Genomic DNA, 22,285 nt, shown 5'->3' on the forward strand with positions numbered 1-22,285 from the left:
GCGTTCGCGCCGGCTTTTTCTACAAGCTGTCTTCGAAGATTGGCTGGATATCGACCGTGCTCTCGCCACGGCTGAAGGCCACTGCAAGCCGGAAGCTGTGGGCGATGCGCAGCGCACGGTCCATGAACAGGGCCGCAACCTCCGGCGGGCAGAGGCGTTGGACGGTTGCGCGAAACAGGGTCAGCCAGCGCCGGAAATGCGCTTCCCCCAGGCCTGGAATGGCCAGATGCGGCGGTAGCGGCCGGCCGTCGTAGCGCGATGTTCTGAGCAGGACCGACGACCAGAAATCGCACATCTTGGCGAGATGGTGCGGCCACTCGTCCGGCGAAATGCGGCTGTTGAAGACCGGCGCAAGCAATTCGTCGCGACGGATCTGGTCATAGAAACCATGCACGACCGCGTGCACCATGTTCTCATCGAGGATTTCGGGCAAGGGCACGCCGTCGACGACGATGGTCTTCCTGCTGGTGGTTTGTTCGTTCATGCTTCCGCTTCCATCAGGCGAGGCCAAGTCTCTGTCGTGCGCTGTCATTCATCATTTCCGGCAACCAGGCCGGCTCGTATGTAAGGCGGACCTCGGCAAACTGCACCCCCGCTACCGACCATGCGGCATTTTCCACCGCCTCTTTCAGGTAGCCGGTGGCCGGGCAGCCCTTGGTCGTCGTCGTCATCTCGATCTGCGCGATGCCGCCCTCTGCGATGGCAACGTCGTAGATGAGGCCGAGATCGATGACATTCTCGCCGAGTTCCGGGTCGATCACCACCCGCAAGGCCTCGATCACGTCGGCGGCCAGCGGCATTGTTGGTTCACCGTCATTCACAACGTCTACCTCTGCGGGTTGCCGGCGCGGATCACCACACGGAAATGCCCCTCCGGTTCCATCTGGCCGCGCCAACTGTGGCCGCGGGCTTCCAATTCCTCGAACAGGAACACCGGCTCCCGCGGCAACAGGGCGGCAATGGTCTGCCCGGGTTGAAGCGCTTCCACGCCTTCCAGCGTCTTCACCATCGGCTCCGGCGGCTCGAGATCGCGATTGTCGAGTTCATCGACGGGAGCCGGCCAGGCATCGCCAGACTGGTCGGCCATCGCGGTGCGTTGTTCCGCTTCGGCCGCAGCACCGCTCGGGGTGAAGATCACTTCCCAGTCGCCATTGCCGATCTCGCGCGCCGATGCATCGAACCCACGCGCGCCAAGAACCTGGAACAAGGGCAGTGGCTTGAAAGTGGCGAAGAGACGCAGGCTTTGGCCAGGCGCCAACGCGGACACCGCCTGCATGATGAGGCTGAAGGGTTCGCCGCCATCGCGCAGAACCGGCCGAACGTCGAGGTCGTAATAGGGTTGCGTCATCAAGAAACCTCCAGTCGGATCATCGCGAGGATGAGAGGAAAAGCCGGGGCCTGGCCGTGCCTTCCGGTAGACGAGCGGCAATGGCGACGTTGAACAGGCGGCGCACCAGCACCATTTCCACCACCAGCGCCACGGTGGCGCAAAGCGTTGCGAGCGCCGCCAGACGGAACAGGTCCGGCATGCCGGCAAGCAGGGCTGCGGTACCGACGAGCACGCCGCAGAAATACAGTGCAAACCATGGCATGTCTCGCTTTTCCACGACTAGGTCCTGGACACGCGGCGTCGGCTTGCGCCCCATCACCGGACCATAGCATTCCAGCCAGGTCAGGAACGGAACGATCTTGTATAGCTGCGACAGCCCAAGGCCGCTCAGCCAACCGAAAGCGACGAGATAAACGAGCGCGGCGATGTTCTGGCCAAGGGTGCCGGTGGCCACCAACGCGACAAGCAAGGCGACCGAGAGATAAAGTGCGGCAAAGGCCCCGATGGCGGAGCGGCTGTTCAACTCGATGTTGCGCCGTTTGCGGTGGCGATAGAAAAAGACAAGGTCGACGCCATAGAGGACGACCGCGACAAGCATGGCCAGGCATGCGGCATGCCATGCGGCACCCGGCCCGCCGAGCATCCTTTCCACCGGAACGGCGACCAGAACCAGGAAAAGAGCAGCACAGCTGCTCCACAGCACGGTCGTTCCTGTGGCGCGCTCCTTGTCCGGCGACAGCATGAACATCGGCAACAGCCGATAGCTGACCCCGATCGCGGTCAGTGTCAGCCAGCCGCCGAAGCCTGCGGTCACATGCAGCGGCAACGCTTCCCCGCGCCAGTCGACAGCATGACCTGCCGGCGCGAAACCCGACAGCAGCGAAGCAAACAGAACCCCGATCGAAGCCGTCGCGACCAGGCAAGCCAATCCCGCGGCAACGAACCGGGCCGGAAGCGGCAACGGCCGGCCACTCAACAGCGTGCGGCCAAGCACGACGACGACAAGCCCGAAGCCCATCGGCAGAAGAACTCCGGCGATCGGAAGGAAAGCGATACCGATCTCCAGATCGCCCGAAAGCTGCAGAAAGCCGGCGAGAAGCGAGGCCAGCCCCGCGACAAGGCATATCAACGCCGGCAGCACCAGTTGCGCGCCAATGAGCGGTTGCGCGACCAGCACCGGCACGAACTGGAACAACGCACCGCACATCAGGAGGCTCAGCCAGCCGATGGTGACCATATGCACCAGCACAAGCGTCTGCGGGTCTTCCACCGCTGTGGACGGAAACCCGTAGCCCAGGACAATCATCGTCTGGGCACCGAGCAGGCAAACCAGCGCGGCGGCAAAAAAGGCCATCGTCCAGCGCGAAAGGGCCGCTCCCATCATGATCGCGCCGCCCTGACGACAGAATCGCCGTCACCGTCAAGCCAAGGCTTCTGCGGATCGGTGCAGAGATGGTCGCAAAGCGCCAGTATTTCCGAACCGGCCGGCGCAAGCATGTTGCCGCCGCCCTGCCCGATCAGAACAGCCAGGCGATAGGCGGCGGTGTGCTCAACCTTCGGAGCGGCCTCTGCTGCTTGCCGCCCTGCCCATCCGCGCCCACGCAACGAAGGGCTTCCTGTCCACGCACTTCTCATGCGTCATGTAAAACATATATCTAGAACCGATGTATTTGCGAAAAGGCAAACTGCACCGGGAAGCGTCCGATATTCTCGGCAACATGCCACAAGCGTATGGCGATCCTTGCACGGCAGTTGGACGACCCGGATCGGGAGGTCGAGCATGAAACTGGAACGCGACGCGGACGGCGACTTCTTCGTCGATCCGGCTCTGCTGGCCGAAAGGCTTCGCCTCACCACCAGCGAACTGCAGAGAATGATGCGCCTTGGCCTGGTGACAAGTACGGTTGAAGCAGGCACCGGCCCCGACGAGGGGCAGCAACGGCTGACGGTGCGGCGTGGCAACTTCGTCTGGCGCGCGGTGATCAACGCCGAACAGCAGATCGTCAGCGAGGAAGCACTCGACCTGCTCGAACTGGCTTCAAAGCAGGACAGGCAATAGGTCCCCGAGCGCCGTACATCTTACGGGCAGGCGCTCTAAGTATTTGTTTCCATGCATGTCGTCATGCCGAAGCCGGTTCCCACTTTCGGGCGACAGGCATTAGTTCTCATCTTCCTCGTCATCGAGAAGAATGCGTGCGGCGGCTCCGTCGAGGTCGTCATACTGGCCGCTGCGCAGCGACCACAGGAAGCCGCCCAGCGCGGCCGCACCCAGCACAAGCGCCAGGGGGACAAGGAAGACGAGGCTGCTCATTCCGCCGCCGCCATCGCTTGCGGTCCCGACAGGTGTTCCGACTGTACGGCGCTTGCGGTCTTCGTGACCTTGCCTGCTTTCAGGCGCAGTGCATTGGCCACGACAAGCACCGACGAAAGCGACATTGCCAGTGCTGCGACCAGCGGCGTCACATAGCCGGCAATCGCAATCGGCAAGGCAATGGCGTTGTAGACAACGGCCAGCGCGAAATTCTGCCTGACCAGCTTGCCTGCTTCACGGGCGACGGCTAGCGCGGTCGGCACTGCCGCCAAGCTCTCATGCAGAAACACGAAGTCGGCAGCGTTGCGGCCGATATCGGCGGCAGTGGCCGGGGCCATCGACACATGGGCGGCAGCCAGCGCCGGAGCGTCGTTCAACCCATCGCCAACCATCAGCATGCGCTTGCCTTCTGCGGCCAGTTCGCCGAGACGGCTGACCTTGGCACCCGGCAACAGCGCACCTTCGAAATGTTCGACACCAAGCTGGCGGGCGGTCGCTGCAACCGTTGCCGGCTGGTCGCCTGACAGGATGGCCACGCCCAGCCCCTGCCCTTGCAATGCGGTGAGCGCGTCGGCAGTGCCGGGGCGAAGCGTGTCCTCAAACATAAAACCGGCGGCAAATTGCCCATTGCGCCCCAGCACCGTTCCCTGGCCGAGCTTGCCGTCGACCAGCGCCCACTCGGACCGGCCCAGCCGATAGCTGTCGCCCCCGACGCGCGCTTCGATGCCGAGGCCCGGCTGTTCTATAATTTCCGTCAGAGCAATCGGCGTGCCGCTGTCGAGGCCCGATGCAATCGCCCGCGACAACGGGTGGCGCGAGCGCGCGGCGAGCGCTGCCGCAACAGCAAGCATCGCTTCGTCACTTGCCTCAACATCGACCAGCCGCGCCCTGCCAAGCGTCAGCGTCCCGGTCTTGTCGAAAACGGCGGTGTCGATCTGGGCCAACCGTTCGATGCCGGAGCCGTCCTTGACCATGATACCGTTCTCGAACAGGCGCCGCGCGGCAATCACCTGCACGATGGGCACCGCCAGCCCGAGCGCGCAGGGACAAGTGATGATGAGCACTGCAATGGCAATGCCGATCGCCCGATGCCAGTCGCCGGTTGCAGCCATCCAGCCGAGGAAAGTCAGAAACGCCGTTGCGTGGACCACCGGCGAATAAAGCTGCGCGGCGCGGTCGGCCAGCCGGCGGTAACGGGCGCGGCCGCCCTCGGCGGCCTCCATCAGCCGCACCATTTCGGCCAGGAACGAGGCCTGCGCCTTGGCGGTGGCCGCAAGCGTCAGGGGCCCGGTGAGGTTGAGCGTGCCGGCGCGCAACGCAGAACCTGGAACAACATGAAGCGGCGCGCTTTCGCCGGTGGCAATGGCGCAGTCGAGTTCCGACGCCCCTTCGACAACCATGCCGTCGACAGGCACGCGGTCGCCGGCGGCAAGTAGGATGCGCATGCCCGGCTCGACCTCGCTGACGGGCAGATAGTCGTGGCTGCCATCGTCGCGCAGGATCGTCGCGCCGCGCGGGCTGAGCCGCACCAGGCCGCGAACGGCGGCGCGCGCCTTCTCGCGCATCACATGATCCAGCGTCCTCCCGATCAGCAGGAAGAACACCAGCGTGGTGGCGGCATCGAAATAAGCGTGCCTGCCATTGTGGAAGGTATCGTACAGGCTCAAGGAGAAAGCGAGCGTGATGCCGATCGAGATCGGCACGTCCATGTTGGTGCGGCCCACCTTCAATGCGCTCCAGGCCGAGCGGAAGAACACCTGCCCCGAGTAGACGAGCGCGGGCAAAGCCAGAACCGCCGAAATCCAGTGGAACGCCTGCCGGGTCTCGGCATCGGCACCGGACCATACAGATACCGAAAGCAGCATGATGTTCATGGCGCAAAAGCCCGCGACGCCGACCGCACGGATGAGGCGAGACAATTCCGGATCGCCCTTGTCCTGCTCGGCCTCGAACAGGTGCGCGGGATATCCGAACCCGGCCAGCGCCTGGATCATCGGCGGCGGCGCATCGCCCCGCCATTTGACGCCCACACGCTTGGTCGACAGGTTGACACGGGCGCTTTCAACGCCGGCCAACTTGCCAAGCCCGCGTTCGACAGTGCGGATGCACGCCGCGCAATGCACGCCAGGCACCGACAGATCGGTCTGATAGAGGCCGTCGCCCAGATCACGGCTGGCCAGCTTGAGTTCTTCGGCTGAAGGATCGCGCCCGATTTCGGCCGCAGCCTCGACGCCGGGCGCGCAGCAACTCATCTGATCGCCTTGTAGGCATGCCATGTGGCATGGCCAAGCAGCGGGAAAATGACGATCAGCCCGATCAGGCCCGTCACCACGGCAAGCAGGAACAGGAAGAGCACGATCGCCCCCCACATCAGCATGACCGGCAGGTTGCGCCAGACCATGGACATGCTGGTGCCCATGGCGGTGAAGGCGTCGAGCTTCTGGTCAAGCAGCATGGGGATCGCGAACACGCTGATGGCGAAGGAAAAAGCCGCGAACAGGCCTCCGACGGCCGAACCGACCACCAGCATGCCCCAGCCTTCCGGCGTGGTGGCCAGCATTTCGGCGACGTGATCGAGACCGGGAAACGGCCTGACGCCGAAGAACAGCGCATAGATGATGACGGCGGCGCGCATCCACACCAGCATCAAAAGACAAAGAATGGCGCCGGTGTAGAGCACCTGCGCACCCGACTTGGCGGCCACGAAGAGCATGCCCTCCAGCCTGATCGGCTCGCCGTCCTCCAGAGCGCGGCTCTTCTCGTAGAGCCCGATGGCGATCAGCGGTCCGACAACCATGAACCCTGCCAGTGCCGGAAACAGGATGTAATCCAGTTCGAGCGCGAACAGGCACCACACCATCGCCACGGAAATCGCAAATACCACAACGCCATAGGCAAGGCTTGGGCCGGGTTGACGCCACAAGTCGCGCCAGCCCGCCCCTAGCCACCCGAAGGCGGCGCCGGCGGGGAGATTGCGGCGACGCTGCTCGGCCAGCGGGATGATGATCTCAGACTGTTCGGCGGAGGCCATGCCGTATCCTTTCAGCTTCAACAGGCGGAGCGCGCTGCCCGCAAGGGGGCGCCGTCGACACCGACTTCCCTGGCGTGCGGAACGCAGTCGGGCTGCGAGGTCACCGCAACATAGACCAGATGCACATTGGCCGCGACGAGCAACAAAACGCCCGCAGCGATCAACCCCCATAGAGCCAGTTTGCGCCCGGATCGCCCGGCGCGCGGCGGCTGCATTGCTGCGCCGGCCGACATCAGTTCGGCGCTCCGTCGAGCGTGTGAACGTAAAGCGTCAACAGCTTGACTTGCAGCGGGCTGAGGCGCGTGTCCCAATGCGGCATATGTCCTTGCCGTCCGGAGTAGACGCTGGTGTAGACGGAGCTGGTGTCGCCGCCATAGATCCAGAAGTGATCGGTGAGGTCAGGCGCACCGACATCGTGGCTGCCCTTGGCGTCATCGCCATGGCAGGCCACGCAGTTGGCGGCAAACACTTCCTTGCCGGCTTCCATCCTTGCGGCGTCGCCCTCGGCGCCCGACAGCGAGCGGACATAGGTAACGACGTCGGAAATTTGCGCGGCTGCAAGGACACCGTCGCGTCCGAACGCCATCATTTGCGAGACGCGGGTGTCGTCATTGGTGGAGTTGATGCCGACCTTGATCGTCTCCTCGATCGCTTCCGGCTCTCCACCCCACAGCCACGATTTGGCGGTCAAGTTGGGGAAGCCCGGGCCGCCGGTGGCATTGACGCCGTGACAGGCAGCACAATTGTCGACGAACAGGGTGCGGCCGGCTTCCCTGACCGGCTCCATCAGCGCCGGATCGGCCTCGATCTCGGCATAGCTCATTGCCTCGACCTTGCCGGCCCAAGCCGCGGCCCGCTCGGCGTCGGCCCTGGCAACCTGCTCGGTCACCAGGTTGCGCTGGTCGAACCCGGTCAGCCCCTTGGTAAAGGTCGAGCCGAGCGGCCATGTCGGATACAGCACCCAGCAAATCACCGAGAACAGGATTGTCGCGCCGAGGAAATAGAACACCAGGCGCGGGATCGGCGTCTCGAGTTCCTCGATGCCGTTCCACTCATGGCCGGTGGTCATCCGGCCGGTCACCCGATCGCGCTTTTCAAGCTCCATCGTATTTCTCTCCGGCCTATTCCAGCGGCTTGTCGTCGTTGTCGAGAATGCTCATCTTGGCGTGCGTGAAGCGCTTGCGGTTCGAAGGCCACAACGCATAGATCACCACCGCCGCCGAGAAGGCGATGAGGTAGAACAGGCCCCAGCTCTTCGAAAGCGCCACCAGCGTGTCGTGGTCGACGTCCATCATTGCTCCTCCACCTCCACCGCCGCCGCCTGTTGGTTGGCCTTGTCGGTCAGCTTGCCCAATATCTGCAGATAGGCAACCAGCGCATCCATTTCGGTGAGGCGCGACGGATCGCCGTCGAACGCCCTCACATGGGTGGCTTCGCCATAGCGCTCGGCCACTGCCGAAGCCGCGTCGGTGTCCGGTGCGGCCTGGCCGCGGGCATCCTGCACGGCATTGTCGACCATTTCGCTCGTATACGGAACGCCCACTGCCTGCTGGGCCACCAGATGCTCGCCAAGATCGTCGATCCTCAGTTCATTGCGCATCAGCCAGCCATATTTCGGCATCACCGATTCCGGCACCACGTCGCGCGGATTGATGAGATGCGCGACGTGCCAGGCATCGGAATATTTCTCGCCGAGGCGGGCAAGGTCGGGACCGGTGCGCTTTGATCCCCACAGCATCGGATGATCATATTTGGATTCGACCGCCAGCGAATACGGGCCGTAGCGCTCGACCTCGTCGCGCAGGGTGCGGATCATCTGCGAGTGGCAGGCATAGCAGCCTTCGCGGATATAGATGTTGCGCCCGGCCAATTCGAGCGGCGTGTAGGTGCGCATGTCGGGCGCCTCCTCCACCGTCTCGTGAATGGTGAACAGCGGCGCGATCTCGATGAAGCCGCCGATCGAAGCGACGGCCACGATCGCCACGACGAAGCCGATGGCATTGCGCTCGATCTTGCGATGGAAGAACTCTTTCATGGTCGGTTATTCTCCGGCCTGGACAGCGTCGCGGGCAAACAGCGGGATATCGGCATCCTCCCCGGCATCGATGGCATCCATCCTGCTTTGGCGGATCGTCATCCAGACATTGTAGGCCGCCACCAGCGCACCGAGCAGGAACAGCAGGCCGCCGAAGGCGCGCGCTATGTAGTAGGGATGCATGGCAACGAGCGAGTCGATGAAGGAATAGGTGAGCGAGCCGCTTTCGTTGTAGGTGCGCCACATCAGGCCCTGGATGATGCCCGAATTCCACATGGCGAAGACGTAGACGATGGTGCCTGCCAGAGCGAGCCAAAAGTGCACCTCGATCAGCTTCGGCGAGTACATCGTTTCACGCTTCCACATCCACGGCACCAGCGCGTAGAACGAGCCGAACGTGATCATCGCCACCCAGCCGAGCGCGCCGGCATGCACATGGCCGACGGTCCAGTCGGTGTAGTGCGACAGCGCGTTGACCGGGCGAATGGCCATGAACGAGCCTTCGAAGGTCGACAAGCCGTAGAAGACGGCGGCGACCATCATGAAGCGCAGCGTGGCGTCGTCGCGCACCTTGTGCCAGGCGCCGTTCAGCGTGGCGAGCGCGTTGCCCGCCGATGCCCAGGACGGCACCAGAAGCACGATCGAGAAGGTCATGCCCAGCGTCTGCACCCACTGCGGCAGGGCCGTGTAGTGGAGATGATGCGAGCCGGCCCACATGTAGAGGAAGGTGATGCCCCAGAAGCTGATGATGGAAAGCCGGTAGGAAAAGATCGGCCGGCCAGCCCGTTTGGGCAGGTAGTAGTACATCATGCCGAGGAAGCCGGCGGTGAGGAAGAACGCCACGGCGTTGTGGCCGTACCACCACTGCGTCATCGCATCCTGCACGCCCGAGAACAGCGAATAGCTCTTGGCCGCGTTCCATGCGATCGGCACCGCGAGGTTGTTGACGATGTGCAGCACAGCCACGACCAGGATGAAGGCCATGTAGTACCAGTTCGCCACGTAGATATGCGGTTCCTTGCGTCGCGCCAGCGTGCGCAGGTAGATGAGGAAATAGCTGACCCAGACGACCACCAGCCAGATGTCCGCATACCACTCGGGCTCGGCATACTCCTTCGACTGGGTGACGCCGATCAGATAGCCGCTCGCGGCGACGACGCAGAACAGATTGTAGCCAAGCAGCACGAACCACGGCGCGAACTGGCCGGGCATGCGGGCACGGGTGGTGCGCTGGAGGACGTGGAACGAGGTGGCAATCAGCGCATTGCCTCCGAAGCCGAAGATGACGCCGGACGTATGCACCGGGCGAAGGCGGCCGAAACTCGACCAAGCCTGGTCGAAGGTAAGATCTGGCCAGGCAAGCAAGGCCGCGACCCACACGCCGACGAACATTCCGACCACCGCCCAGGCGATGGAAAGGACGATGCCGACCTTGGTCGGGTCGTCATAATAACGCGACAGGCGCGTCTTGTCGGGCTCCGGCGCGTAGTAGCCGGCCATCACCACGAAGGACAACCCAATGGCGAAGATCAGGACGATGTAGCCGTGCACGGCGATCGGATCGCCGCGCCCCATCGCCGCCATCGCCAGGCCGCCAAGGCCGAGCAACAGAAGTGTGGCAAGCGCATATTGCCGTTCGGATATCGTCAGTTGCGAGACCATGTCGTTCCGCCTGTGCGAGAAAAGCAATTACCTGCAAGGGAGTTACACGCCCTCGCTAGTCGATGATGATTCCTTGGTCTTTGATCTGGCGCAAGGAACAAAACGTAGCAGCCGCCACCGTATGCGACCTGCGGACGCTCGGTCGAGACACTTGGTCTCAGAACTTAGCACACCACGCAAGGTTGAGTTTGCCCTGGTTTTGCGCCGTGACGAGGTAAACTGTTGATAGCACTTGCCGTCCCTGTCCAGCGGTCAGTCGGGCGACATTGCGCCGCGCCTCATGTTGCGATGCACAAGGTGCAATGCTGCCATGCAAAATTGAGACTTTTACCAATCGGTCAACAGGACTAATTTCTGATCATCGAATTCCGCCGAGCCATCCTCCTCCCAGGCTAAGGCGGATACGGTCAGCCTTCACCTCCTCCCGATCGCTGACCGACCCATACGACACCCGCCGGACCTCCTCCCCCGGCGGGTGTTGTTTTTCCGGCCCTTCCCCAAAAAGCAATTTCGATCCTGTTGCATGCGGCCATGCCCGAATGCGCACCCGTCAGTGCGGCAAGGAACGAGCTGGCATTCAAAAACGCCCCGAAATTGCGCGAAACGGCGATTGAAATCGATTTCATTTCAATCTAAGCTTTCTCCACAGTTGAGCTTCCGGGAGGATATCTACATGAAAAAGTCGCTTGTTCTGTCAGCCGTCGCCGCCACGGCGATCGCCTTCTCCGCACTCTCCGCTTACGCCAAGGACGTCAAGATCGGCCTGTCGAACGGCTGGGTCGGCTCCGAATGGCGCACGCAAATGATCGACGAGGCCAAGGCCGCCGCCGAGAAGTGGAAGGAAAAGGGCATCAACGTCACCGTCGAGGTGCAAAGCGCCAACGTCGACGTACCCGGCCAGATCGCCCATGTCCGCAACTTCATCAGCGAGGGCGTCGACGCCATCATCATCAATCCGAACAGCCCGACCGCCTTCGATCCGGTGTTCGCACAGGCCAAGGAAGCCGGCATTCTCGTCATCGCCACCGACGCCGAAGTGTCGTCGCCCGACGCGCTTTATGTCGGTATCGACCAGAAGGCGTGGGGCGCCGCCGGCGCCGAGTGGCTGGCCAAGACCTTGAACGGCAAGGGCAACGTCGTCGCCATCAATGGCGTCGCCGGCCATCCGGCCAACGAAATGCGCGTTGCCGGCTACAAGGAAGTGTTCGCCAAGCATCCCGACATCAAGCTGGTCAACGAAGTCAACGCCAATTGGGATCAGGCACAGGGTCAGCAGGCCATGCAGAACCTGCTCGCCACCTATCCCGACATCAACGGCGTGTGGGTTCAGGACGGCATGGCGGCAGGCGCCTGGAAGTCGATCATGGACGCAGGCAAGACCGGTTCCATCGCGGCCACCGGCGAAATCCGCAAGGACTTCATCGACATCTGGACGAAGGACAAGCTGAACTCCGGCGCGTCGGTCAACCCTCCCGGCGTGATGGCTTCCGCGCTCAACGTCGCGGTGCTGATGCTGCAGGGCAAGGAACTGAAGGAGCCGGCGACGGCTGGCCAGTACAAGAACGCCATGTATCTGCCGATCCCCTTCATCGATGGTTCCAACCTGGCGGACGCGGCCAAGGCGCTTGAAGGCAAGCCGGGCTATTACTCCTACACCTCGTCCTTCTCGATCGAAGACGCCGAAAAGCTCTTCAAGTAGGCTCCCTCCCGGGACGGACGCGCGGATCCCCGACTGATCCGCGCGCCCGACTGCCATTCACGGGACGCTCAAATGATCAAGCTGAAACTCAACGGCGTCAGCAAGGCTTACGGCGCAACGAAGGCGCTTAGCCATGCCGATCTCGAGATCGAGGCTGGCGAGGTGCATGTGCTGCTCGGCTCGAACGGGTCCGGCAAGAGCACGCTCTCCAAGATCGTCGCCGGCAGCGTCAGGCCCGATGCCGGCGAAATCCTGCTCGACGGCAAACCGGTCACCATAACCGGGCCGCAATCGGCCAGGTCGCATGGCATCGCCATCTTTTATCAGGAACTTTCGCTTGCCGCGCACCGCACCGTGGCCGAGAACATAAGCCTTGCCAGCCTGCCCTCACGCGCCGGCATCTTCGTCGACGGCGATGCACTCGAAGAACGCGCGCAACGGTATATGGCGCTGTTCGACGGCGTGACCGGCGACGGCTTTTCACTGGATGCCGTCATCGAGGACCTGCGCGCCGACCAGCGCCAACTGGTCGAGATCATCAAAGCGCTCGCCATCGAGGCTTCGGTCATCATCTTCGATGAAGCAACCTCGGCGCTGGACAGGGCGCAGGTGGAACGTTTCTTCGAAATCCTGCGCGCCCTCAAGCAGAAAGGGCGCAGCATCATCTTCATCTCGCATCGCATGGACGAGATCTTCGCCATCGGCGACCGAGCCACCGTCATTCGCGACGGCCAGATCGTCGGCACCAAGCGCATTGCCGACACCAGCCCGTCCGAAATCATCACCATGATGGTCGGCGGCCATGACGAAACCGACGCAAAAGCCGTCGAGCATCATGCCCCCACCGGTGCCGCCGCGCTGGCGCTTTCGGTCAAAAACCTCGGAGGCCGAGGCTTTGGCGACGTCAGCTTCGATGTCCGCAAAGGCGAAATCCTCGGCTTCGGCGGTCTCCACGGACAAGGCCAGTCGGCGGTGCTGAAGGCGCTGTTCGGCGCAGCGCCTCCGACCTCCGGCAGCGTCGAACTCGACGGGAAGCCGCTCAACCCGGCAAACCCGCGCGCAATGATCCGGCAAGGGGTCGCCTATGTTTCCGGCGACCGCGCCAGGGAAGGCGTCGTCACCGGCCGGCCGATCCTCGAAAACGTCATGCCGATCCACTATCTGCGCGACCGCATGATCCTTGCCCACCCACCCGCTTCCGCCCGCAAGGCGTTGCCCGCGCTGCAGGCGCTGCGCACCAAATTCGCCGGCCTGGGCTTTCCCATCAGTTCGCTTTCCGGCGGCAACCAGCAAAAGGTGGTGATCGCGCGCTGGCTGATCGACCGCCCTGCCGTGCTCCTGCTCGACGACCCGACCAAGGGCATCGACCTTTCGGCCAAGGCCGATCTTTTCGCGCTGATCCGCAAGCTGGCCGAGGAGGGCATGGGCATCGTGCTCTATGCGTCTGAAGATGCCGAGTTGCTCGACAATGCCGACCGCATCCTGGTCTTCAACGGCGGAGCCGTCCGCCGCGAGCTGACCGGCACGGCGCGCACACGCTACAACCTCTACCAGGCCGCATACGAGGCCGCATGATGACGATGGCCTCCGCCCCTGCCCGCCCCCAAAGCCGCAGCGCCCTGAAACGGACGTTCGAGCGCTATCCGTTCCTGCCGGCGCTGATCATCCTGGTCGTGCTGATCGTTCTGAACGGCTGGTTCCAGCCGCGCAGCCTGTCGTTCGTCGGCATCACCGGCCTGATCAAGACCTATCTGGCACTGATGCTGCTGGCGGTCGCCCAGACTTACGTGATCTATGCAGGCGACATCGACCTGTCCGCCGGCGCCATCGTCTCCCTGGTCAATGTCGTTGTCGTCGGCTTCATGGCGCAATGGGGCGGCGACGGCCTGACAATCCTCGCCGCGCTGGGCCTCGGCCTTGCAACAGGCCTCGCCTGCGGTCTCGTCAACGGCATCGTGGTCGCGGCCCTGCGCCTGCAAGCCATCGTCGCCACCTTCGCCACCTCGATCTTCTTCACCGGCCTTGCCCTCTATATCCAGCCGGTGGCCGGCACGCCGGCGCCGACCCTGTTCTGGCGCACCTATGGCGGCCGCATCCTCGACATTCCGTTCGTCTTCTACGTAGTCGTCGCCTTTGCCATCCTGCTTGTTGTGCTGGTTCGCACGCGCCTGACGCTCAGGCTGCTTGCGGTCGGTGACGGCCAGCAGGAAGCCTTCCAGAGCGGCTTGCCGGTCACTGCCGTCCGCATCGGCGGCTATGCCTTGTGCGGCGTGTTCGCAGCGCTCGCCGCCTTCTGCATCACCGGCGATACGGCGAGCGGCGACCCGCTGGTTGGCGGCAAGATGACGCTGTTTTCCATCGCCGCGGTGGTGCTGGGCGGCAGCGCACTGGCCGGCGGCTACGGCACCGTGGTCGGATCGGTCATCGGCGCCCTCATCATCGGTTTCATCAACTCGCTGGTGTTCTTCGTCGGCACGCCGTCGGAATGGCAGAACCTCGTGCAAGGCCTGGCCATCCTGTTGGCACTGATGGCCGGCGTGCTGGTCGGGCGGGGGGCACGCGCATGAGCGACGCCGCCACGCCCTCTCACTCCCCCGCCGCTGCCGCGCGCATCGTCGAGTTCGCGAAGCAGCCGCTGGTGGTGGCGCTGATCCTGGTCGCCGCCCTGCTCTATCTGGGCGAAACGCTGTCGCCGGGCTTTGCCTCGGGTCAGCAGATCATGCGCCTGCTGATCGTGGCTGCCCTGCTGGGCATCGTCGCCGCCGGCCAGAACCTGGTCGTCCTCGGCGGCCGCGAAGGCATCGACCTCTCCGTCGGCGGCGTGGTGTCGCTGAGCGCCATCGTCGCCGGGAACCTGATGGCGGGCGAAAATGCCGGCATCCCGCTGGCGATCGTCGCCTGCATCGCCACGGGCGCCCTTTTCGGCCTGTTCAACGGCATCGGCGTGACGCTGCTGCGCATTCCGCCTCTGGTGATGACGCTCGGCATGCTCGGCGTTCTCCAGGGCCTGCTCGTCGTCATTCGCCAGGGCATCCCGTCGGGCCGCGCCGCACCCGGCCTCGCCGACTTCGTCTCGCAGCCATTCCTGTTCGGTGTGCCGGGTATTTTGTGGCTGTGGGTGGTCATCGGGCTTTTGATGGCTTTCCTGCTTGGCCGCACCGTGTTCGGCCACCGCATCTATGCCATCGGCTCCAACGAGCAGGCGGCCTACATGGCAGGCGTTCCGGTCAAGGCGGCGCGCATTGCGCTATTCGTGCTGTCCGGCGTCTTTGCGGCAATCGCCGGCATCTGCCTGCTCGGCTATTCGGGTTCCTCTTTCGCCAATGTCGGCGAGCAGTACATGCTGCCCTCCATCATCGCGGTGGTGTTCGGCGGCACGCCGCTCTCCGGCGGCAAGGGCGGCTACACCGGAACGATGGCGGGGGCGCTGCTGCTGGTCATCCTGCAAAGCATACTGGTCACCATCAATATCGATGAGTCGGGCCGCCAGATGGTGTTTGGCATCACGCTTCTTGTGCTGATGCTGTTCTACGGCCGCGGCCGCTCGATGCGCGCATGACCGCCCGTCCGAAGATCAAGGATATCGCCGAGCGTCTCGGCGTTTCGCCCGCCACCGTATCGCGTGCGCTGGCCGATACCGGACTGGTGGCCGAGCCGACGCTGTCGCGCATCCGCGAAGCTGCAAGCGCCCTCAACTACCGGCCCAATGTCAGCGCCCGCAATTTGCGCACCCGCCGCTCCATGGCCGTGCTTCTGGTGGTGCGCGATATCGGCAACCCGTTCTACCTCGATATCCTGAAAGGCGTGGAGGCTGCGGCGCGCGCCGCCGGCTATTCCGTGCTGATGGGCAATGCCGAGAACGACCCCGCCCATGAGACGGAATATTTCGACATGCTGCGCGACGGTCATGCCGACGGCATGATTCTGATGACCGGCTCCCTGCCTCCGGGCCAGGCATCGCGCGACCGCCTACCGCCGGATCTGCCGGTGGTTGTCGCACTGGAAATGATAGAGGACGCGGGTTTTCCCCATGTGCAGATCGACAATGCCGCTGCCGCCCGACAGGCAGTCGAGCATCTGATCGGCCTCGGCCATCGCCGCATCGCCCACATTTCCGGCCCGGTGCCGGAAGTGATGAGCCTCAAGCGCAGGGAAGGCTACCGCATCGCCATGCGCGGGGCCGGGCTGGCGGTGCCGGAAGGCTACGAGCAGCGCGGCGACTATCTTTTGCAATCTGGGCGCGATGCCTGCCGCCGGCTGTTTTCGCTTGCCGAGCCGCCGACCGCGATTTTCCTCGCCAACGACGAAATGGCCTTCGGCGCCATCCACGAACTGCGCCGGATCGGGTGCGACGTGCCCGGCGACGTTTCCGTTGTCGGCTTCGACGACCTCTATCTCAGCGAAGCCTTCTTTCCGCCGCTGACCACCGTTGCCCAGCCGCGGACAGAAATCGGCAAGCGGGCGATGGGATTGCTGCTCGACATGTTCGCTGGCGGCAGCGCGCCGAAACAGCCCCTGGTGCTGGAGACGACGCTCAAGATACGCGGCACCACAGCTGCGCCGAAACAAGACTGAAAGGACGAGACGAATGGCCGATCTGCCGAAAGCGCAATTGCGGGTAGGGTTCGTGGGCAGCGGCTTCATCGCCCATTTCCATCTCAAGGCGATGCTGAACGTGCGCAATGTCGAAGTCACCGGCGTCTATAGCCGCAGTGCCGACAAGCGCGCCCACTTCGTCGAGCAGGTCGCCGAACTCGGCCTTGGTCAATGCCGCAGCCATGACAGCCTGGAATCTCTCCTGCGCGCCGACGATGTCGATGCGGTCTGGATCCTGTCGCCCAACTATACCCGCCTCGACACGATGCGCGTCATCCACGCCGAAGTGACGGCGGGGCGCAGCAAGGTCTTTGCCGTCGCTTGCGAAAAGCCGCTGGCGCGCACGGTTGCCGAAGCACGCGAAATGCTGCGGCTGGCCGAAGACGCCAGGCTCAATCACGGCTATCTGGAAAACCAGGTGTTCTGCACGCCGGTGCTGCGGGGCAAGGAAATCATCTGGCGGCGCGCGGCTTCGGCCACCGGACGACCCTATCTCGCCCGCGCCGCGGAAGAGCATTCCGGCCCGCACGAACCCTGGTTCTGGCAGGGCGACAAGCAGGGCGGCGGCGTGCTTTCCGACATGATGTGCCATTCGGTCGAAGTGGCCCGCTATTTGCTCACCGCGCCCGGCGCATCGCGCAATTCGCTGAAGATCAAGTCGGTGAACGGCACCGTCGCCAACCTCAAATGGACGCGGCCCAACTACGCCGACCAGTTGCGCGCGCGCTTCGGCGCGGAAGTGGATTACCGCAACCGGCCTTCGGAGGACTTCGCACGCGGCACCATCGCGCTGGAAGACGAGGACGGCAACGAACTGATGATCGAGGCGACGACCTCATGGGCCTATGTCGGGGCCGGTCTGCGCATCCAGCTCGAACTGCTGGGGCCAGAATATGCGATGGAGTTCAACTCGCTGGCCACCGGGCTCAAGGTGTTCATGTCGCGCGCCGTAACCGGATCGGAGGGCGAGGACCTTGTCGAGAAGCAGAACGCCGAGCAGGGCCTGATGCCGGTGCTGGAGGACGAGCCCGGCATCTATGGCTATACCGACGAAAACCGCCACATGGTCGAATGCTTCCGCAAAGGCGAAAAGCCGATAGAGACCTTCGAGGACGGGCTAGGTGTGGTCGAGATGCTGATGGGCCTCTATCGCTCGGCCGAGATTGGCGAGACGGTCCGTTTCCCGGCGCCTGAACTGGAGCACTACGTGCCGGTTGTCGCCCGCAAGGGTTCGTAAGGAAAAGACCGGTCAGGCCGATCCTGCCGGCCTCATCGCCCGCAAATCCTGAACCGGCTTGAAGCGGATCGCCGCCATCAGCGCCGTGCACAGGACATCGATGTCGGTCCGTTCGTTCGGAGACCAGTTGCAAGGGCAGGCGTTCGGGCCGGAGTGGGTTTCCGCAATCTCGCGATAGATCGAGCCGACCGCCTGTGCGGCAAGCCGCATGACCGCCATAGGCGGCAAGCCGCTGCGGCTCATGACATGGCAGAATTCGGTCATGATCGTCGCGCGAATATGGGCCTGGGCCTCTTCGTGGCGACGTTCGATCTCCATCATGTTCGACAAGGTTCGAAGGCTCCTACATCCGGCGATTGCGGGTTTGCAGAGCCTGCATATTAAAGTAGATAAAAACAATCAAGATTTAATTTCGAAGCTGCCCGCTGAAGCTTCAGGCGGGTTATCCTGCCTTGCAGGCCGCAAAGAACTCGAGGGCGGCTTCGCGGGCACCGTCGAGAGGATATTCCTCAGCACCGTCTTCGATGGTCATGACCAGCGGTCCAGCCGAGGTGATCAGATCCTGGAAACGAGGATCGAGCGAGGTTTCACCTTCGAGAATGAACAGGTCGTCCATTTCAAGCCGGGTGCCGGTCGTTGCAACCGGCACTTCGATATCGCCGGCCGAGAACAGAACCTCGACCCCCACCCCGTCTGCCGCGTTGACGGGTTCGTGCTCGACCGTCACCGCAAGCGTGTCGCCGTTCCCGTCGCAGCGAAACGATATCGGCGCGTAGCCGCTATCCGGCGTCCCATATGCCAGAGTGGCTCCCGGTCCCTCCGCCGGCAAAACGAACCAGGACAGATCCTCGGCCGTGGCAGCGGAAGCGGCCATGAGCAATCCGGCGGTGAAAAGAACGGTCGATTTCACGAAGTGCCTCCTCGAGTGAACTGCAACTATTGCCGCGTCAGAGCGGAACTGCGAGCCCCAAGCGGCATCAATTACAGGAACAAGGCCCGTTCCCGCTCGACGGCCTTGGTAATGAAGCTCGCCACCGTCTGCACCCGGCGCAACGGCCTGACCGTCTCGTGATAGACCAGCCAGTAGGCGCGGCGGATGGGCGCGATGATCTCGACCGGCACCAGTTCCGGCATCGAGCGGGCGACGAAAGTGTGCAAAATGCCGATGCCGGCGCCGGAGCGCACCGCTTCCGCCTGGCCGAGCGCCGACGAAATGGCGAAGGCCGAGCGCCAGTCGGCGCTGAATTCGGCCTCGTAGTCGAGCGAGGGGCTAACGATCAGGTCCGGCACATAGCCGATCAGCGTATGGCCCGAAAGTTCGGCTGCGGACTTGGGCAAGCCGTGCGCTTCGGCATAGGATCGCGAGGCGAACAGGCCGAGCGAGTAATCAACCAGCTTGCCGGCCACAAGCCGTCCTTCCGTCGGCCGCTCGACCGTAATCACGATATCGGCCTCGCGCCGCGACAGCGAAAACGAGCGTGGCACCGGCACGAGCTGGATCGTCAGTTCCCGATGCTGCGCGGTAAGTTCGCCAAGATGCCTGGCAAGAAACGCAACGCCGAATCCATCCGGCGCGCCGATGCGCACCGTGCCGGAAATGTCGTCGCCCTCACCCGCCACGGCGGAGCGTGCGGCGATCACGTCGGCTTCCATCCGCTCGGCGATTTCGAGGAAGCGCTGGCCGGCCGGCGTCAGTTCGCTGCCGGTGGTGAGGCGCCTGAACAGCTTCGCCCGCAGCGCTTCCTCCAGCGTCGCGATCCGGCGCGAAACAGTGGCGTGGTTGAGTTCCAGTCGCTTTGCCGCGCCGAGGATTTGCCCGGCACGGGCGACAGCCAGAAAAACGCGGACATCATCCCAATTCATATGCGCATCCATATGCAGAAAATAATGTTCAATGCAAGAATGCTCTACACTTCATGCACAACGGTTGCGTTTCCGCTCACGTTGCCATCAGCGCCGCGAAAGCCGACAATGCAGCATCGAGATTTCAGGGAGCGATATGATGGATCACTACGGTCACTTTATCGGCGGCAAGAACGTCAAGAGCACCTCCGGGCGCGAGCAGGACGTCTTCCAGCCGCTCGACGGCACGGTGCGCGCCAAGGTGGCGCTCGGCTCGAAGGCCGAACTCGACGCCGCCGTCGCCAACGCCAAGGCAGCACAGCCGGCCTGGGCGGCAACCAACCCGCAGCGCCGGGCGCGCATATTCATGAAGTTCCTCGAACTGGTGGCGCGCGACAATGACGCGCTTGCCGAGTTGCTGGCCCGCGAGCATGGCAAGACCATTCCCGACGCCAAGGGCGACATCCTGCGCGGCGTCGAAGTCGTCGAGTTCGCGCTTGGCATTCCGCACCTGATGAAGGGCGAATACACGGAAGGCGCCGGCCCCGGCATCGACCTCTATTCGATCCGCCAGCCGCTCGGCGTGGTCGCCGGCATCACGCCATTCAACTTCCCCGCCATGATCCCGATGTGGAAGTTCGCACCGGCCATCGCCTGCGGCAACGCCTTCATCCTCAAGCCCTCGGAACGCGATCCGGGCGTACCGATGAAGCTTGCCGAACTGATGCTGGAGGCCGGATTGCCGGCAGGCATCCTCAACGTCGTCAATGGCGACAAGGAAGTGGTCGACGCCATCCTCGACCATGAGGATATTTCGGCCATCGGCTTCGTCGGCTCCTCCTCCATCGCGCAGTACATCTATTCGCGCGGCTGCGCCAACGGCAAGCGCGTGCAGTGCTTCGGCGGCGCCAAGAACCACATGATCATCATGCCCGACGCCGACCTCGACCAGACGGTCGATGCGCTGATCGGCGCAGGTTATGGCGCAGCAGGCGAGCGTTGCATGGCGGTTTCGGTTGCCGTTCCCGTCGGCCAGGCAACCGCCGACAGGTTGATGGAAAAGCTGATCCCGCGTGTCGAGAACCTGAAGATCGGCCCTTCGACCGATCCGGCAGCCGATTTCGGCCCGCTGGTCACCAAGGCAGCGCTTGAGCGCGTGAAGAACTATGTCGAGATCGGCGTCAAGGAAGGCGCCAAGCTTGCCGTCGACGGGCGCGGCTTCAAGATGCAGGGCTATGAAGACGGCTTCTACATGGGCGGCTGCCTATTCGACAACGTGACGTCGGACATGCGCATCTACAAGGAAGAAATCTTCGGCCCGGTGCTCTCGGTCGTTCGCGCGCACGATTTCGAAGAAGCGGTGCGGCTGCCATCCGAGCATGAATACGGCAATGGCGTCGCCATCTTCACCCGCGACGGCGATGCTGCGCGTGAATTTGCAGCCCGCGTCCAGGTCGGCATGGTCGGCATCAACGTGCCGATCCCGGTGCCGGTTTCCTACTACACCTTCGGCGGCTGGAAGAAGTCTGGCTTCGGCGACCTCAACCAGTACGGCCCGGATTCGGTGCGCTTCTACACCAAGACCAAGACGGTGACCTCGCGTTGGCCGTCAGGGGTGAAAGAGGGTGCCGAATTCGCCATGCCGACGATGAAGTGACACCTGACGTCTTTTCGCTTGCGGATCCTCGCCTTCGGCTGCGGGCGCGCGGGCCAATGATGAAGTGACACTCAAGATCACTCCGCACTAGATTCGCATCAAAGCGGGATGGCTATGGCCGTCCCGCTTTTCTTTTGGGCAGCCGCAGCACCATACCGCCTTTTCAACGTGTCGCCGCGGACTCCGCCAGAGAGCGCAGCAGGCTCATGAGCCGGTCCGCATTTGCCGAAGCGGCCTCCTCATCTGCGTCCAGTATCGACTGGATCAGCGCGACATGATGCGCGGCCGAATCCGCCAGCCCGGTATCTGCCCGGAAGCGATACCAGAAGCGGCGGCTGTGCGATTGCAAGGGAGCGGCGACGCGTGCGGCAAAGACGTTGTCGGCGGCCAGCGCCAGCGCCTCGTCCATCGCCTTGTCGGCGGCCAGGAATGCCAGAACGTCGCCGGTAATTACGGCCTTCTGCATGGACAGTGCTGCGGCATGGAACCGATCCGCCGCCTCTCGTGTGACAAAGCGGGCGGCAGAGCGGGCAAGAACGATCTCGACGCCGCGGCGCGCATCGATGACGCGCAGCCAGTCACCGGCATGAAGGGCGGCGATGGCGATACCGGCGCGAGGCCTGACCTCAAGCAAGCCCTCCCAGGCCAGCCGCTGGATCGCCTCGCGCACCGGAGTGCGCCCCAGCCCGAGTTTCTCGATGATCGACCCTTCGGTGACGAAACTGCCGGGTGACAATTCCAGGGTGACGATCATCCGCTCAAGGGCATGATAGGCCTTTGAGGCCGCCGGTTCGGAACCGGTGCTTTCTTCCGTCGTAGTCACATATTTCTCCTTGATATGCTTATGATATATCACACTCAGATTTGGATTGACAGCCTCGTTTG

At 63.5% G+C, this 22,285-nt stretch carries 25 protein-coding genes; 8 read left to right on the plus strand and 17 right to left on the minus strand.

Going from position 1 to position 22,285, the window contains the following annotated elements; translation table 11 throughout:
• Positions 1-19: 19 nt before the first annotated feature.
• From ASD64_RS14640 to ASD64_RS14660, 5 genes are read right to left on the minus strand one after another with little or no spacing between them, the layout of a single operon-like run.
• Positions 20-484, minus strand: a complete 465-nt coding sequence (locus ASD64_RS14640; protein ID WP_056106258.1) for a group III truncated hemoglobin — start codon at positions 482-484, stop codon at positions 20-22.
• Between the two features lie 13 nt (positions 485-497).
• Complete coding sequence (locus ASD64_RS14645; RefSeq protein ID WP_056106262.1) at positions 498-800, minus strand: metal-sulfur cluster assembly factor; 303 nt, start codon at positions 798-800, stop codon at positions 498-500.
• Between the two features lie 26 nt (positions 801-826).
• Positions 827-1,348, minus strand: a complete 522-nt coding sequence (locus ASD64_RS14650) for a DUF2249 domain-containing protein (RefSeq protein WP_056106265.1) — start codon at positions 1,346-1,348, stop codon at positions 827-829.
• A 19-nt stretch (positions 1,349-1,367) separates the two neighbouring features.
• A complete protein-coding gene (locus ASD64_RS14655; protein WP_056106268.1) occupies positions 1,368-2,714 on the minus strand; it encodes a hypothetical protein in 1,347 nt (448 codons plus the stop codon).
• Positions 2,711-2,935: a hypothetical protein gene (locus ASD64_RS14660; protein ID WP_056106270.1), complete on the minus strand. Its 225-nt coding sequence runs from the start codon at positions 2,933-2,935 to the stop codon at positions 2,711-2,713. The genes ASD64_RS14655 and ASD64_RS14660 overlap by 4 nt, the downstream gene beginning before the upstream one ends.
• Positions 2,936-3,110: 175 nt before the next feature.
• On the opposite strand from ASD64_RS14660, the gene ASD64_RS14665 reads away from it, so the two are divergent.
• Complete coding sequence (locus ASD64_RS14665) at positions 3,111-3,389, plus strand: DUF6522 family protein (protein ID WP_056106273.1); 279 nt, start codon at positions 3,111-3,113, stop codon at positions 3,387-3,389.
• Positions 3,390-3,488: 99 nt separating this feature from the next.
• Here ASD64_RS14665 and ccoS read toward each other — a convergent pair whose 3' ends face one another.
• Genes ccoS through ccoN form a run of 8 tightly spaced genes read right to left on the minus strand, consistent with a single transcriptional unit; the run spans position 3,489 to position 10,369 of the window.
• Positions 3,489-3,641 (minus strand): cbb3-type cytochrome oxidase assembly protein CcoS, encoded by a 153-nt coding sequence (gene ccoS, locus ASD64_RS14670; protein ID WP_056106277.1) that lies wholly within the window; start codon positions 3,639-3,641, stop codon positions 3,489-3,491.
• Complete coding sequence (locus ASD64_RS14675; RefSeq protein WP_056106279.1) at positions 3,638-5,893, minus strand: cation-translocating P-type ATPase; 2,256 nt, start codon at positions 5,891-5,893, stop codon at positions 3,638-3,640. The genes ccoS and ASD64_RS14675 overlap by 4 nt, the downstream gene beginning before the upstream one ends.
• Positions 5,890-6,672: a DUF2189 domain-containing protein gene (locus tag ASD64_RS14680; RefSeq protein ID WP_056106611.1), complete on the minus strand. Its 783-nt coding sequence runs from the start codon at positions 6,670-6,672 to the stop codon at positions 5,890-5,892. The genes ASD64_RS14675 and ASD64_RS14680 overlap by 4 nt, the downstream gene beginning before the upstream one ends.
• 17 nt (positions 6,673-6,689) lie before the next feature.
• On the minus strand, positions 6,690-6,905 hold the full coding sequence (locus tag ASD64_RS14685; RefSeq protein ID WP_244480804.1) for a hypothetical protein: 216 nt from the start codon (positions 6,903-6,905) through the stop codon (positions 6,690-6,692).
• Positions 6,905-7,777: a cytochrome-c oxidase, cbb3-type subunit III gene (ccoP, locus tag ASD64_RS14690; RefSeq protein ID WP_056106282.1), complete on the minus strand. Its 873-nt coding sequence runs from the start codon at positions 7,775-7,777 to the stop codon at positions 6,905-6,907. Before ccoP ends, ASD64_RS14685 begins: the two co-directional genes overlap by 1 nt.
• 16 nt (positions 7,778-7,793) lie before the next feature.
• Positions 7,794-7,967 carry a cbb3-type cytochrome c oxidase subunit 3 gene (locus ASD64_RS14695; RefSeq protein ID WP_413813608.1) on the minus strand — a complete coding sequence of 58 codons (174 nt, stop codon included), beginning with the start codon at positions 7,965-7,967 and terminating at the stop codon, positions 7,794-7,796.
• A complete protein-coding gene (ccoO, locus tag ASD64_RS14700) occupies positions 7,964-8,707 on the minus strand; it encodes a cytochrome-c oxidase, cbb3-type subunit II (RefSeq protein WP_056106287.1) in 744 nt (247 codons plus the stop codon). Before ccoO ends, ASD64_RS14695 begins: the two co-directional genes overlap by 4 nt.
• 6 nt (positions 8,708-8,713) lie before the next feature.
• Positions 8,714-10,369: a cytochrome-c oxidase, cbb3-type subunit I gene (ccoN, locus tag ASD64_RS14705; protein ID WP_056106290.1), complete on the minus strand. Its 1,656-nt coding sequence runs from the start codon at positions 10,367-10,369 to the stop codon at positions 8,714-8,716.
• Between the two features lie 673 nt (positions 10,370-11,042).
• Between ccoN and ASD64_RS14710 the strand changes: the two genes are divergently transcribed.
• From ASD64_RS14710 to ASD64_RS14735, 6 genes are all read left to right on the plus strand, one after another.
• Positions 11,043-12,068, plus strand: a complete 1,026-nt coding sequence (locus ASD64_RS14710; RefSeq protein WP_056106615.1) for an ABC transporter substrate-binding protein — start codon at positions 11,043-11,045, stop codon at positions 12,066-12,068.
• 72 nt (positions 12,069-12,140) lie between these two features.
• Entirely contained in the window at positions 12,141-13,643 is a 1,503-nt protein-coding gene (locus ASD64_RS14715) for a sugar ABC transporter ATP-binding protein (protein WP_056106293.1), read from the plus strand.
• A 5-nt stretch (positions 13,644-13,648) separates the two neighbouring features.
• On the plus strand, positions 13,649-14,635 hold the full coding sequence (locus tag ASD64_RS14720) for an ABC transporter permease (protein ID WP_056106618.1): 987 nt from the start codon (positions 13,649-13,651) through the stop codon (positions 14,633-14,635).
• Positions 14,632-15,627, plus strand: coding sequence for an ABC transporter permease (locus tag ASD64_RS14725; protein ID WP_056106298.1), 996 nt, complete (start codon positions 14,632-14,634; stop codon positions 15,625-15,627). The genes ASD64_RS14720 and ASD64_RS14725 overlap by 4 nt, the downstream gene beginning before the upstream one ends.
• Positions 15,624-16,643, plus strand: a complete 1,020-nt coding sequence (locus ASD64_RS14730) for a LacI family DNA-binding transcriptional regulator (protein ID WP_056106301.1) — start codon at positions 15,624-15,626, stop codon at positions 16,641-16,643. The genes ASD64_RS14725 and ASD64_RS14730 overlap by 4 nt, the downstream gene beginning before the upstream one ends.
• Before the next feature lie 13 nt (positions 16,644-16,656).
• A complete protein-coding gene (locus ASD64_RS14735; RefSeq protein ID WP_056106306.1) occupies positions 16,657-17,901 on the plus strand; it encodes a Gfo/Idh/MocA family protein in 1,245 nt (414 codons plus the stop codon).
• A 12-nt stretch (positions 17,902-17,913) separates the two neighbouring features.
• Here the strand turns inward: ASD64_RS14735 and ASD64_RS14740 are convergent, their stop codons facing one another.
• The 3 genes from ASD64_RS14740 to ASD64_RS14750 form a co-directional block, all read right to left on the minus strand.
• Positions 17,914-18,231: a hypothetical protein gene (locus ASD64_RS14740; protein WP_156460169.1), complete on the minus strand. Its 318-nt coding sequence runs from the start codon at positions 18,229-18,231 to the stop codon at positions 17,914-17,916.
• 112 nt (positions 18,232-18,343) lie between these two features.
• Positions 18,344-18,811, minus strand: a complete 468-nt coding sequence (locus ASD64_RS14745; RefSeq protein WP_056106311.1) for a hypothetical protein — start codon at positions 18,809-18,811, stop codon at positions 18,344-18,346.
• 71 nt (positions 18,812-18,882) lie between these two features.
• Positions 18,883-19,764 carry a LysR family transcriptional regulator gene (locus ASD64_RS14750; protein WP_056106620.1) on the minus strand — a complete coding sequence of 294 codons (882 nt, stop codon included), beginning with the start codon at positions 19,762-19,764 and terminating at the stop codon, positions 18,883-18,885.
• Positions 19,765-19,903: 139 nt separating this feature from the next.
• Between ASD64_RS14750 and ASD64_RS14755 the strand changes: the two genes are divergently transcribed.
• Positions 19,904-21,400: a CoA-acylating methylmalonate-semialdehyde dehydrogenase gene (locus tag ASD64_RS14755; protein WP_056106622.1), complete on the plus strand. Its 1,497-nt coding sequence runs from the start codon at positions 19,904-19,906 to the stop codon at positions 21,398-21,400.
• A gap of 163 nt (positions 21,401-21,563) precedes the next feature.
• Here ASD64_RS14755 and ASD64_RS14760 read toward each other — a convergent pair whose 3' ends face one another.
• Positions 21,564-22,223 (minus strand): GntR family transcriptional regulator, encoded by a 660-nt coding sequence (locus tag ASD64_RS14760; protein ID WP_056106624.1) that lies wholly within the window; start codon positions 22,221-22,223, stop codon positions 21,564-21,566.
• Positions 22,224-22,285: the final 62 nt, after the last annotated feature.

The sequence above is a fragment of the Mesorhizobium sp. Root157 genome (genome assembly GCF_001427385.1).
Taxonomy (GTDB): domain Bacteria; phylum Pseudomonadota; class Alphaproteobacteria; order Rhizobiales; family Rhizobiaceae; genus Mesorhizobium.